This window comes from Mannheimia indoligenes (assembly GCF_036880405.1).
Taxonomy (GTDB): domain Bacteria; phylum Pseudomonadota; class Gammaproteobacteria; order Enterobacterales; family Pasteurellaceae; genus Mannheimia; species Mannheimia indoligenes.
The window spans coordinates 57,414-70,514 of the sequence record NZ_JBAJJM010000012.1; the positions used below are offsets into that span (position 1 = coordinate 57,414).

Here is a 13,101-nt window from a genome sequence, read left to right on the forward strand (position 1 = left end):
AAAAGCTAGGATTGCGTGTAAAAGAAGCTCTCTTTTGCACGCAATTTTTTATTCCTTTTAGTTTTCGAGGAGTTTTTATGTCTCTCATTACCCATATTCACATCGCTTATGGTTCAGAGTCTGGCAACGCAGAGAAACTTGCCCAACAGTTAGCCCAACAACCTTTTTTAAATCACTACTCAATGAGCCTTTCCACCCTTAATGAAACGGATTTAACCACTTTCAACCCAAATAGCTTATTGCTGGTTTTAACCAGTTCATTTGGTGATGGCGAACCACCTGAAAATGCCGATGAATTTGCAGAAAAATTGGAAAATTTGACCGCTTGTAATGTGAAATATGCCATTTTCGGACTGGGTGATATTACTTACGATAAATTCTGTGGCTATAGCAAACAATTAGACTGCTTATTGCAGGCAAAACAAGTCCAAGCCGTGATTGAAAGGGTAGATGCAGACCTAAATTATCAAGAAATCTTTAAACAGTGGTTGCCACTTGTGCAGCAGGTTTTAACTCAGCCTAATGAAGCTCCGCTAACCCATCAACTTTCAGTTCAAGTGTATGGAGAGGATGCTACTTATCAAGCAGAAGTGCTAGAAATTAAGCATTTAGCCAATTCAAATCCGCCTGTTTATCATCTTCGATTATCGCTTAAGGATAGCGGTATTTTCTATCAAGCAGGGGATTTAATTTATATCAAAGTAAACCAGCCTGAACAGCTGTTAAACCAATATGCTGAGTGGTTTGATGATACACAGGCTCTTGATGTACTACGCAATAAAGAATTACGCTTATTAAGTAAAAATGTGCTGCGTGATATTCAAAAAATTTGTGGCAGCCAAGCGTTAAAAGACTTAACGAAAATTTCCAACAAAAAAGCACTAGAACAATATTTATACGGACGAGATTTATTAGATGTGCTACAAGATTTTGACCCGAACAAAACCGTTACATTAGCGGATTTAGAGCCGATGTTATCCAACTTATCCGCTCGTGCTTATTCAATTAGCTCTTGTGGTAAAACGCACTCTGATTACGTGGATTTATGCGTTCGACACGTCTATTATGATTTAAACGGCAGAGCTTACCAAGGCACAGCGAGCGACTATCTAGCCAAATTACAAGCGGGTGAATTTGTTTCAATTTTTGCAAAAGCAAATCCAAACTTCCGTTTACCTGAACATTTAAATGCTCCTGTAGTAATGATTGGTTCCGGTACAGGTATTGCACCGCATATTGCCTTTTTACAAGCGTTAGAAAGCCAATATCAAAATGTGGAAAGCTACCTATTTTTTGGGGAGCGTTATCGTTCGAAAGATTTTCTCTATCAAGCAGAATTGGAAAACTATCTCGCCAACGGCACATTAACGCAACTATTTACTGCATTCTCACGCGATCAGGCGGAGAAGTTTTATGTGCAAAACGCTTTAGCTAACCAAGCCGAACTCGTTTGGAAATTGATTCAACAAGGGGCTTATTTCTACATTTGTGGAAGTAAGGCAATGAGCAAAGCTATTGATGCGGAAATCATTAAAATTGCGGAAGAAATCGGCGATCAGCCTTATGTGGATGATTTTAATAATATCATTGCACAGCTTGTGGCAGAAGGGCGTTTAATGCGAGATGTATATTAATCTTTAAAACTCTTCAATGAAAAAGGCACAAAACTGAATTTGTGCCTTTGTGTTTTGCAAAAAAATGTGAAAATCTTACCGCTTGCCGAACATTCCGCCTAAGCTGCCAAGACCACCTAAGCCACCCATTCCTCCGCCCATTAAGCCTTTCATTCCACGCATCATTTTCGACATTCCGCCTTTACGCATTTTTTTCATCATACGCTGCATATCGTCAAATTGTTTGAGTAGTTTATTGACATCTTGTACCTGCGTACCTGAACCGAGTGCGATACGGCGACGGCGTGAGCCTTTGATAATATCCGGGTTAGCTCGCTCTTTTAGCGTCATAGAGTTGATGATCGCTTCCATTTTCACGAACATTTTGTCGTCCACTTGATTTTTAACGTGGTCAGGTAAATTTTTCGCACCCGGTAATTTGTCGAGCATTGACATCATACCGCCCATTTTCTTCATTTCGATAAGCTGCTCACGGAAATCTTCAAGGGTGAAATCGTCCCCTTTCTTGAATTTTGCCGCCATTTTCTCGGCTTTTTCTTGATCGACCGAACGTTGTAAGTCTTCAATTAACGACATTACATCGCCCATACCTAAAATACGGGAGGCAACACGATCAGGATGGAACGGCTCTAACGCATCGGTTTTCTCGCCCACACCCAAGAATTTAATCGGTTTGCCGGTGATTTGGCGGATAGAAAGTGCCGCACCACCACGAGCATCACCATCCACTTTGGTGAGAATTACCCCGGTGAGCGGTAATGCTTCATTGAACGCTTTTGCTGTATTTGCCGCATCTTGACCGGTCATCGCATCAACGGTAAACAAGGTTTCAATCGGGTTCAGCACAGCGTGAATTTGTTGGATCTCTTCCATCATCTCGCCATCAACATGCAAACGACCGGCGGTATCGACAATCAACACATCAAAGAAATTGAGTTTAGCGTGTTTGAGTGCAGCTTCAGCAATCGCTACCGGCTTTTGACTGGTTTCGGTAGGGAAGAAGTCCACTTTTAACGCTTCAGCAAGCGTTTGGAGCTGTTTAATCGCCGCCGGGCGGTAAACGTCGGCAGAGACCACTAATACTTTTTTCTTGTGGCGTTCTTTTAAGAATTTCGCCAATTTGCCGACCGAGGTGGTTTTACCCGCACCTTGTAAACCCGCCATTAAAATGACCGCAGGCGGTTGAGCCGCAAGGTTGAGTTCCTCATTGGCTTCGCCCATCGCACTTTCTAATTCGCTTTGGACGATTTTTAAGAATTCTTGACCCGGAGTGAGGCTTTTGTTTACCTCAACGCCTACCGCACGCTCTTTGACCTTATTGATAAAATCACGCACCACAGGTAGGGCAACGTCCGCTTCAAGCAATGCCATACGCACTTCACGCAGGGTGTCTTTAATATTCTCTTCGGTCAAACGACCTTTACCCGTAATGTTACGCAGGGTTTTGGAAAGTCTATCGGATAGGTTCTCAAACATATTGGGTTCTCAATTTGCAAAATTTTAGAAAAAAATGACCGCTTGCAAGCGGGAAATTACGGACATTATACAAAAAAAAGCGGTGGGATTATAGGGAAATAAAAAAACGACATAGGGGTTTAGGCTATGTCGTAAAATTTGACGATATTCGAGGAATCATTATTATTTAATTATTGTGTTGAGGATAATACTCCGAATACTTCTTAAAAGTGAAGTAAAATTTTCATATTTGTTTCAGAAATGAGAGGTAAATCACATAATTTTTTATAATTTTATGCACAGCAGTTAGAACGATTAAAAGAAAGTGCGAAAAAGGAAAAAGCCCCGATAATTTCTTATCAGGGCTTCAAAATATGGCTCCTCCTGCGGGACTCGAACCTGCGACATATGGATTAACAGTCCACCGTTCTACCGACTGAACTAAGGAGGAATAGATGGTGCCTCGAGGCGGAATCGAACCACCGACACGGGGATTTTCAATCCCCTGCTCTACCGACTGAGCTATCGAGGCAACTCGTCATTTGCGGAGTGCATTATGCTGATTTTTTAGGGCTTCGTCAAATATAATTATCAGAAATTTAACCTTTTTGATCGCATAATACTAAAAATTGAACAATCTCATTTAATTGAGCATTTATAAAAAGTAAAAACCCCGATAATTTCTTATCAGGGTTTCCAAATATGGCTCCTCCTGCGGGACTCGAACCTGCGACATATGGATTAACAGTCCACCGTTCTACCGACTGAACTAAGGAGGAATAGATGGTGCCTCGAGGCGGAATCGAACCACCGACACGGGGATTTTCAATCCCCTGCTCTACCGACTGAGCTATCGAGGCAACGTCGTTGCGTGGTGCATTATGCTGATTTCAGTCCTCAACGTCAAACACTTTTTGCTGAATTTAAAAAAATGCCTGTTTAAATGTGCTTTTTTTATACTTTTAGGCTAAAAAACAACATAATTCACGTATTATCGAATATTTCGATATTTTTCTCTCGCTGTTGTTACTTTTCTTAAATAATTTCTTGCTTGAGAAGATGGGTGAGCGGTGGTTAAAATACGATAAACCGCATCGGCAGATAAATCGTTAATTCTATCAATCGCTTCATACTTATCGGAATCAAACACCCGCAATACCGCACCGGCACCACTGTTATAAGCGGAGATCATCGCATAACGTTTTGCAACAGGGTCAGCAATGCCATCTAAGTATTCATCACGCAAAATAGTTAAGTAGAGCGTACCGGCATCAATATTATTTGATGGATTGTACAGATATTCACGGCTTGGTTGCCCCCCCATACCTTTACGGGCAAAAATATCACGTCCGGCAGTACGAGGCACAACCTGCATCAAACCAATTGCATTCGCATAACTTACCGCATAAGGGTTGAATGCTGATTCCACTTCCATAATCCCTAAAATGAGGCTTGGCTCAATACCATATTGTCTCGCCATTTTACGCACAAGCGGTAAGTATTGTCTTGCACGGACTTCAACGTGCCCTTCCACCATTTTAATCGCTACATACATCGCATTTCGACCATTTTTTAAGCGACGAGTTTGGGCTTTATGTTGAATAAGATAGGTAGCAAAATCATTTGCAAGAGCGACATTAGTAATATCACGACCGAATTGATCTTTTATCTGACCTTTTAAGAACGGATTTGTACTAATTGGCACATCGCCTGATGCAAACAAGTCAATGCCTTTAGGATCTCGACCCATTAATAAAGTGTGAACAATGGAGTTACGGAGATGATTTTGATCGCCTAAGGTCTCAATAGTAATCACCCCTTCTTCAAAGGAAATGTGGCTACGAGTGTAGAATTTATCCGTATATTTTACGTAATCTTTTTTACTCGCCACTAAAAGCTCATTACTTCCCCAAATATCATCAATATTATGAGAAAACTGACCGGTTAAAATATCTAACCCATTAGTATCTTTTGAATAATCTACACGAGTAGATTTCGGTTTTTTACCACTGGAAGATTTATTGCTTCCACAGGCAATAAGAAAAGGAATAATTGCCAGCATTGGCAAATATTTTGCATATTTTTTCATTTTGAATTTAACCTTGAATTATTCGATTGGCTTGTAGCCTTCAATGACGATTTCTTTACCTTCAAACAAGAAATTGACCATCTCTTCTTCAAGTAATTTGCGATGTTCCGGATTCATCATACTGAGTTTTTTTTCATTAACGATCATTGTTTGTTTTTTGATCCACTCAGACCAAGCTTGTTTGCTGATAGTATCAAAAATACGTTTGCCGAGTTCGCCCGGATACAGTTGAAAGTCTAAGCCTTCGGCATCTTGTTTTAGGTATTCGCAAAATACGGTACGAGCCATAATCTAATCCTTAATTTTTGTTTGTTACGCTAAACGCCAGTTCATCTAAAATGCGTTTAACCGGCGTGGCTAAACCTATTTCATTATGTTGGCTGAAATCATACCAATAATCCGCCTTTGAAGATACAGTAGAAAGGTAATTTCCTGCGTTTTCTTCTGCCACAAGCGGTAAGATTTTAGCTATTTTTTGCACATTTAGATCTACCAAAATGGGGGTGATATCTAAATGAAAATGGCTGAATGTGTGTCTAAAAGTGGTTAATTGTTGCGAAATTTGTAAATTTCCTACTAAATCTGACCGCTTGAGTTCCTCTAAACTACCAAATTGTGGAAAGGCAAATAATCCACCCCAAATACCTTTTGCTTCCCGCTTTTGTAATAACACTTTTGAGCCGTTTTTCAGAATTAAAAAATAGGCTTGGCGTTCGGGGAGCGTTTTCTTTGGCTTCTTGGCTGGGAATTTATCCCACGCTTGCATTGCATTTGTTTGGCAATGTTCTTGTAATGGGCAGAGCAGGCATTTTGGCTTAGAGCGAGTACAAATCATCGCCCCTAAATCCATCATTGCTTGGTTAAAATCAGCCACCTGTTCTGTTGGCGTAACACTTTCACTTAACTGCCAAAGTTGGTTTTCAACCGCCTTTTCGCCAGCCCAGCCTTCCACCGCAAAATAGCGGCTTAACACACGTTTAACGTTGCCATCTAAAATCGGGTGCGGAGCATCTAACACCGAAGACAAAATCGCCCCAGCCGTACTTCTCCCCACACCGGACAATGCCAGTACATCATCAAATGTTGTGGGAAACTCGCCACCAAATTCATCTCGAATTTGAATTGCCGCTTTATGCAAGTTTCTCGCTCGTGCGTAGTAGCCCAAGCCCGTCCATAAATGCAGCACTTCATCAATAGAGCCATTAGCTAAGTCAGTAACAGTTGGAAATCGTTCCGTAAAACGTGCAAAATAAGGAATAACGGTGGCAACTTGAGTTTGTTGCAACATCACTTCTGACAACCAAACTTTATACAAGGTTTTATTTTGTTGCCAAGGCAAATGTTTACGCCCGTATTGCTCAAACCACGCTAATACAGATTTTGCAAATGGATCAGACACTTTCGCTGTCGCTAACGGATATTGTGAAGAATTGCTATTCATTAAACATCTTGAAATCAAAAAAAGAAATCATCATACTGCAAGCGGTTGTTTTTGCCAAAAATTTTACATATCGAGGAAAAAATGAAATCTCCTATTCTAGGCTTCCACCACGTTGCTATGATTGTGTCGGATTATGAAAAATCCAAACATTTCTACACCCAGATTTTAGGTGCGGAAATTATTGAAGAAACCTACAGAACCGCACGAGATAGTTACAAATTAGACTTACGTTTTCAAGATGGCTCGCAAATTGAATTATTTAGCTTTCCGGTTACGCCACCTCGCTTTACCTCGCCTGAAGCTTGCGGGTTACGCCATTTAGCATTCAAGGTGGAAAATATTGAACAAGCCATCGCCTTTTTAGAACAGCACAATTTGGCACACGAAGGCATTCGCCTTGATGATCTTACCGGCAAACGTTTCACCTTTTTCCGAGATCCTGACGATCTACCGCTAGAATTTTACGAGATCTAAAATGGTATATTTACTGATCGCAACCTTAATTTGGGCAAGTTCATTTATTGTGGGTAAAGTGGCGATTGCCGAATTTGACCCTGTGCAAATTATGCAAATTCGGCTGACGCTGGCGGCATTTATCGCTCTGCCATTTTTTATGCGAGCCTATCGAAAAATTCAGCAAAATCAGCAAATTAAAGTTTGGTTGATTAGTTTTCTTACTTTTCCGCTCTGTGTAATCTTACAATTTTCAGGCTTGAAATTAACTTCAGCGGCGAGTGCGGTTGCATTACTTGGGCTAAATCCGCTTTTAACGGTATTGGTGGGCTATTTCTGCTTTAAAAAACGGGCAACAAGGCTGGATTTTATCTTAAGTTTGTTCGCTTGTGTCGGCATTCTAATTATGGCAGCAGGGAGTGATGATAGCGGTTCAATTAATATGCTGGGGCTATTGCTCGTAACGTTAGGCAGTTTGAGTTTTATTGTTGGAATGTATCTCAGCAAAGACATTTTACAATCCGTTAAAGTTATAGATTTAACCAATATCACACTAGTACAAGGGGCAATTACCGCTTTACCCATCACATTATTCTTCGCCGAAGATTGGCAATTGCCAACCGGATTGTCGGCGTGGGCGAGTGTGATGTATCTCGGTATTATTTGTACCAGTTTGGCAATGTTGTTGTGGAACAAAGGCATTAGCCAATCATCCCCTATTCTCGCAGGCATTCTGCTTGCTCTTGAGCCTGTGTTTGGATTATTAATGGCGTTACTCTTTTTATCGGAGCAACTGAGCTTTATCACTTGGATTGGTATTATTATCGTCATTTGCACAGCGTTACTTTCTGTTTTTCTGCCGATGATGAAAAGATACAAGCGGTCATTTTAAAAGGATTTTTTACTAATGCAATTTCCTCCTCTTTCTAGTGGCATTTTGCTTCGTCGTTATAAGCGTTTTCTTGCCGATATTCAGCTACCTCACGGCGATCAAATTACCATTCATTGCCCGAATACCGGAGCGATGACAGGTTGTGCTAATGTAGGCGATACGGTTTGGTTTTCCACTTCCAATAACCCAAAACGTAAATACGCCCACACTTGGGAGCTGACCCAAACGCAATCGGGCGATTTCATTTGCGTAAATACTTTGAGAGCTAATCAGCTTGTGCAAGAAGCGTTGGAAAATCAATGGATTAGCGAGCTTGCTGAGTATCAGCAAATTTTACCCGAGCAAAAATATGGAAATGAGAACAGCCGTGTCGATTTTTTATTAAAATCTGACCGCTTGCAGGATTGTTTTGTAGAAGTGAAATCCACCACATTGTTAATGGAAAACGGGGTGGGAATGTTTCCCGATGCGAAAACCGAACGAGGTCAAAAACACTTGCGAGAACTGGCAACTATTGCCGAACAAGGGCTACAAGCGGTCATTTTTTTCGCCATTTTGCACACTGGCATTGATAAATTTGAAGTGGCAAAACAAATCGACCCTAAATATGCAGAATTGTTTGAGCGAGCTAAAAAACAAAATGTGAAAGTTTTGACTTATAAAGTAGATGTGATATTTGAAAACGGTAAGCCGTACGGAATACGATTAAATCGAAAATTGCAATAATCGGAAATAGCTTGTGTATAAAAGTACTTTTTCTATTATACTTCGCCCGAACATTTACTAGGAGAACTTATGCGTTCAGATAATTCACAAGTTTACGGCACAATCAGCCGTACATTACATTGGACGATGGCAATTTGCTTTGGTTTTATGCTTTATACAGGGCTTCAGGGAGAGGCGTTTCGTGAGTGGTTGCCTTATCACAAATCTGTTGGGGCAATTTTAATGTTGCTTATCGTTATTCGAGTGATTTGGGCGATCATCAATCGAAATAACCGCCCTGCACCTGATAATATTTTTGTTACACTCGGACATTTTGCACTTTATGTGTTAATGCTTGCTGTACCAACCATTGCTTTAATCCGCCAATATGGGGCAGCACGAGGTCCGTTAGAAGTGTTTGGTGTGAAAGTGATGGAAGGCTCTACAGAAAAAATCGAATGGGCGGTCTCACTGGGTAACAACTTTCACGGCGAACTTGCGTGGGGGCTATTTGTGTTATCGGCTGGTCATATTGTGATGGCGATTTACCACCAAATTAAAGGTAAAAAGATTTTAAACCGTATGGCTCACTAAAATAAAAAAGAAGATGGCTTGAAGAAATTCAAGCCATTTTTTTGCAAAAAATTCAGTAAAAACGACCGCTTGTAATTGAAATGCAGAGAATGAGCCCCATATAAGCGAAAGTTTTCTAAAAAGAAGGATTTAAAATGACAACAATTGTATGTGTGCGAAAAGACGGAAAAGTGGCTATCGGTGGCGATGGTCAGGCAACACTTGGCAACTGCATTGAAAAAGGCACAGTGCGTAAAGTTCGCCGTTTATATAAAGACAAAGTGGTAACAGGCTTTGCCGGTTCAACGGCTGATGCCTTTATTCTACGTGATTTATTCGAGAAAAAATTAGAATTACATCAAGGGCATTTGGTGAAATCAGCGGTGGAATTGGCAAAAGAGTGGCGTACTGAGCGTGCTTTACGCCGTTTAGAAGCAATGATGATCGTAGCAAATGAAAGTGAGTTCCTGCTGGTTTCAGGTTCAGGTGATGTGATTGAGCCGGAACAAGATGTACTGGCAATCGGCTCAGGCGGAAACTACGCCAAAGCCGCCGCTCTCGCATTACTTCGCACCGAAAATAACCTCTCTGCGAAAGAGATCGTCGCCGAAGCGTTAAAAATCGCCGGCGATATTGATATTTACAGTAATCATAATCACGTTATCGAAGAAGTTTAAATTTTACTCCCCTTTTTTCTAAAAGGGGGAACTGTTTAAGGAAAAATATATGTCAATGACCCCTCGTGAAATCGTCTCAGAATTAGACGCTCATATTATCGGACAAAAAGATGCAAAACGTGCGGTGGCAATCGCTTTGCGTAACCGTTGGAGAAGAATGCAGTTACCTGAAGATCTTCGCCAAGAAGTTACGCCGAAAAACATTTTAATGATTGGTCCAACCGGTGTGGGTAAAACAGAAATTGCTCGCCGTTTGGCAAAATTAGCGAATGCCCCGTTCATTAAAGTGGAAGCAACTAAATTTACCGAAGTCGGCTATGTGGGTAAAGAAGTGGATTCGATTATCCGTGATTTAGCGGACGTTTCGATGAAATTGGTTCGCCAACAAGCGGTAGAAAAAAACAAAATGCGAGCCCAAGATGCGGCGGAAGATCGCATTTTAGATGTGTTATTGCCACCGGCGAAAGATCAATGGGGTAATGTTCAAGAGTCAGATAATCAATCTACTCGCCAAACTTTCCGCAAAAAATTGCGTGAAGGTCAGCTGGACGATAAAGAGATTGAAATCGATGTAGCAGCTCAAGTGAGTGTGGAAATTATGACGCCACCGGGTATGGAAGAGATGACTTCGCAGTTACAATCGCTGTTCGAGGGAATGTCGCCGAACAAAACCAAAAAACGCAAAATGAAAATTAAAGATGCGTTAAAAATTATGTTAGATGAAGAAGCGGCGAAATTAGTAAACCCTGAAGAACTCAAACAACAAGCAATCGAAGCTGTAGAGCAGCACGGGATTGTGTTTATTGATGAGATCGACAAGATCTGCAAAAAAGGCGAACACTCGGGCGGCGATGTTTCCCGTGAAGGGGTTCAACGTGATTTACTGCCGATTATTGAAGGCTCAACTGTAAACACTAAACACGGTATGGTGAAAACCGACCACATTCTGTTTATCTGCTCAGGTGCGTTCCAAGTAGCTCGCCCATCTGATTTATTACCGGAGTTACAAGGTCGTTTACCGATTCGTGTGGAATTAAAATCATTAACCAAAGAAGATTTCGAGCGAATTTTAACCGAGCCAAACGCCTCATTAACGCTGCAATATCGTGAGCTAATGAAAACCGAAGGCGTTGAAATTGAGTTTACCAAAGAAGGCATCAGCCGCATTGCGGAAAGTGCTTTCCGAGTGAATGAGAAAACCGAAAACATCGGGGCAAGACGTTTACACACCGTGCTTGAACGCTTAATGGACGGCATTTCGTTTGATGCGAGCGAGCGTCGTGGAGAGAAAATTGTAATTGACGAAAACTACGTTTCTGAAGCGTTAAATGATGTGGTGGAAAATGAAGATTTAAGTCGTTTTATTTTATAGTAGTAAGTATGCAAGCGGTTATTTTTGCAAAATTTTTTGCGAATTTGACCGCTTGTAGTGAAATATCGTTGTAGAAATGAAAAGTCAATATAAATGGCCTGCTGCGAAGGCAATTTATCCTAATCGTGGTAAAAAATCGTATGCAGGAAAGCGATTACGCTACAACCTCCGCTCCTGGTTGCACTATTTCAAAATCAAGCAATTTGAACAATTTGTCGCTCAACATCCTCAGTTAATACCGCTTTTAAATGCAAGACTGAATTACAGTTACCCACTCGCTCATCGATTTTTAGACAAGCGTTTTTCCTCTACGCAACGCTTAGAGCAGATGTGTGATAATTTGTTGTTTTTACCACAACAGCTTAGCCATCTTCCACCATTATGGGAACAAAAAGTCAGTTTCGGTGAGGTTATTTCTGATTTTGAGCTGATATTAAATATTAACGAGTATCAACCAATGGAAGGTTTTTGGGCATTAGAACTCCGCTATAAACCTGCCGATCAGCTTGTCTATTTATTAGCTTTCGGAAAATTAAATAACGCACTTTTAATTGCGGTAATTCAAGGTCCGAATTTTGATGGTTCAAAAGAATTAGTAAAACAACTCACCAAAGACTGTTATGGCTTACGTCCTGCTTATTTAATGGTGGAAGCAATGAAAGCCTTGACTTCTGTATTGGGCTACGAGAGTTTGTTGGGTATTCCACAGAAATATCAAAACAAATCCCGCCTAGTGCAAAGCAAACGTTATGTGGTGGATTATGATGCAATTTTTGCTGAATCAAACGGTGAGAACAGAAAATATTGGCAATTACCACTGGAATTGAAAAGTAAAAAAATGGACGAAATTCCAAGCAAAAAACGCTCAATGTACCGCAAACGCTATGAAATGCTGGAGAATTTAAAGTCAGCGATGAAAGCCATATTAATCCCAGAAGCTTAAAATAAGCGGTCTGATTCTTGCAAAACTTTGCATAAATCAGACCGCTTGCATTTTATTTAGTACCCATCTTTTTTTAGAAAATTTTATCCCTCACCGCTATTTTATAAAACGATATCTATTTCTTAAATAAAATGAAAAGTAAATATTACATTAATTTCACAATGTAACTATTTTGTTTATTTTCCACACATTTTGTATGGTTTTAAAACATTTTATTTTACAATTAGTTTATATAAAAGACAAAAAATATACTTAAAGCTATAATTTCAGCAATAAATTCTGCTAAATTATAGTTTAATTAATATATTATGCTATAATTTCAATTCTAATTTAGAATCATTATCGAGTGTGAATTATGAATCAACATTACTTTAATCTATTAGGAAATATTACTTGGTTATGGATGAACTCACCTCTTCATAGAGAGTGGAATTGTGAGCTATTAGCTCGTAATGTGATTCCGGCAATTGAAAATGAACAATATATGCTACTTATTGATAATAATGTTCCAATTGCATATTGCAGTTGGGCAGATTTAAGCCTTGAGGCTGAAGTGAAATATATTAAGGATATTAGTTCATTAACACCGGAAGAATGGCAGTCTGGCGATAGACGTTGGATTATTGATTGGGTAGCACCATTCGGGCACTCCCAGCTACTTTATAAAAAAATGTGTCAGAAATACCCTGATACTCTCGTCAGATCTATACGTTTTTATCCAAAACAAAAAGAACTGGGCAAAATTGCCTATTTTAAAGGGGGTAACTTAGATAAAAAAACAGCAAAAAAACGTTTCGATACATATCAAGAAGAGCTGGGGGCAGCTCTTAAAAATGAGTTTAATTTTACTAAATAAAAGGAGACATC

Annotated in this window: 13 protein-coding genes and 4 tRNA genes; 9 read left to right on the forward strand and 8 right to left on the reverse strand. The window is 40.1% G+C overall.

Going from position 1 to position 13,101, the window contains the following annotated elements:
• Window positions 1–77 precede the first annotated feature (77 nt).
• Window positions 78–1,634, forward strand: coding sequence for a diflavin oxidoreductase (locus V6W77_RS08945; protein ID WP_334254431.1), 1,557 nt, complete (start codon window positions 78–80; stop codon window positions 1,632–1,634).
• 75 nt (window positions 1,635–1,709) lie between these two features.
• Here V6W77_RS08945 and ffh read toward each other — a convergent pair whose 3' ends face one another.
• The 8 genes from ffh to mutY form a co-directional block, all read right to left on the reverse strand.
• Window positions 1,710–3,110, reverse strand: a complete 1,401-nt coding sequence (gene ffh, locus V6W77_RS08950; protein ID WP_334254432.1) for a signal recognition particle protein — start codon at window positions 3,108–3,110, stop codon at window positions 1,710–1,712.
• 354 nt (window positions 3,111–3,464) lie between these two features.
• Window positions 3,465–3,540 (reverse strand) — tRNA-Asn (locus tag V6W77_RS08955).
• A gap of 5 nt (window positions 3,541–3,545) precedes the next feature.
• Window positions 3,546–3,621: transfer RNA gene (locus V6W77_RS08960), tRNA-Phe, on the reverse strand.
• A gap of 171 nt (window positions 3,622–3,792) precedes the next feature.
• Window positions 3,793–3,868, reverse strand: a tRNA-Asn gene (locus V6W77_RS08965).
• Between the two features lie 5 nt (window positions 3,869–3,873).
• Window positions 3,874–3,949 (reverse strand) — tRNA-Phe (locus V6W77_RS08970).
• A gap of 131 nt (window positions 3,950–4,080) precedes the next feature.
• The gene (gene mltC, locus V6W77_RS08975; RefSeq protein WP_025235093.1) at window positions 4,081–5,178 is read right to left on the reverse strand and encodes a membrane-bound lytic murein transglycosylase MltC; all 1,098 of its coding nucleotides are present in this window, start codon (window positions 5,176–5,178) and stop codon (window positions 4,081–4,083) included.
• An 18-nt stretch (window positions 5,179–5,196) separates the two neighbouring features.
• Window positions 5,197–5,466, reverse strand: coding sequence for an oxidative damage protection protein (locus V6W77_RS08980; RefSeq protein ID WP_025235094.1), 270 nt, complete (start codon window positions 5,464–5,466; stop codon window positions 5,197–5,199).
• A 10-nt stretch (window positions 5,467–5,476) separates the two neighbouring features.
• Window positions 5,477–6,619 carry an A/G-specific adenine glycosylase gene (mutY, locus tag V6W77_RS08985; RefSeq protein ID WP_334254433.1) on the reverse strand — a complete coding sequence of 381 codons (1,143 nt, stop codon included), beginning with the start codon at window positions 6,617–6,619 and terminating at the stop codon, window positions 5,477–5,479.
• Window positions 6,620–6,700: 81 nt separating this feature from the next.
• Between mutY and gloA2 the strand changes: the two genes are divergently transcribed.
• The 8 genes from gloA2 (at window position 6,701) to V6W77_RS09025 (ending at window position 13,090) form a co-directional block, all read left to right on the forward strand.
• Entirely contained in the window at window positions 6,701–7,093 is a 393-nt protein-coding gene (gene gloA2, locus V6W77_RS08990; RefSeq protein WP_334229521.1) for an SMU1112c/YaeR family gloxylase I-like metalloprotein, read from the forward strand.
• A gap of 1 nt (window position 7,094) precedes the next feature.
• Window positions 7,095–7,964 carry a DMT family transporter gene (locus tag V6W77_RS08995; RefSeq protein WP_334254434.1) on the forward strand — a complete coding sequence of 290 codons (870 nt, stop codon included), beginning with the start codon at window positions 7,095–7,097 and terminating at the stop codon, window positions 7,962–7,964.
• A 15-nt stretch (window positions 7,965–7,979) separates the two neighbouring features.
• Window positions 7,980–8,690, forward strand: coding sequence for a DNA/RNA nuclease SfsA (gene sfsA, locus V6W77_RS09000; RefSeq protein ID WP_334254435.1), 711 nt, complete (start codon window positions 7,980–7,982; stop codon window positions 8,688–8,690).
• Window positions 8,691–8,759: 69 nt separating this feature from the next.
• Window positions 8,760–9,263, forward strand: a complete 504-nt coding sequence (locus V6W77_RS09005; RefSeq protein WP_188157057.1) for a cytochrome b — start codon at window positions 8,760–8,762, stop codon at window positions 9,261–9,263.
• 134 nt (window positions 9,264–9,397) lie between these two features.
• Entirely contained in the window at window positions 9,398–9,919 is a 522-nt protein-coding gene (gene hslV, locus V6W77_RS09010) for an ATP-dependent protease subunit HslV (RefSeq protein WP_025216430.1), read from the forward strand.
• 49 nt (window positions 9,920–9,968) lie between these two features.
• Window positions 9,969–11,291 (forward strand): ATP-dependent protease ATPase subunit HslU, encoded by a 1,323-nt coding sequence (gene hslU, locus V6W77_RS09015; protein WP_334229517.1) that lies wholly within the window; start codon window positions 9,969–9,971, stop codon window positions 11,289–11,291.
• Window positions 11,292–11,367: 76 nt separating this feature from the next.
• Complete coding sequence (locus V6W77_RS09020; protein WP_334254436.1) at window positions 11,368–12,234, forward strand: VirK/YbjX family protein; 867 nt, start codon at window positions 11,368–11,370, stop codon at window positions 12,232–12,234.
• 355 nt (window positions 12,235–12,589) lie between these two features.
• A complete protein-coding gene (locus V6W77_RS09025; RefSeq protein WP_334235496.1) occupies window positions 12,590–13,090 on the forward strand; it encodes a toxin-activating lysine-acyltransferase in 501 nt (166 codons plus the stop codon).
• Window positions 13,091–13,101 lie beyond the last annotated feature (11 nt).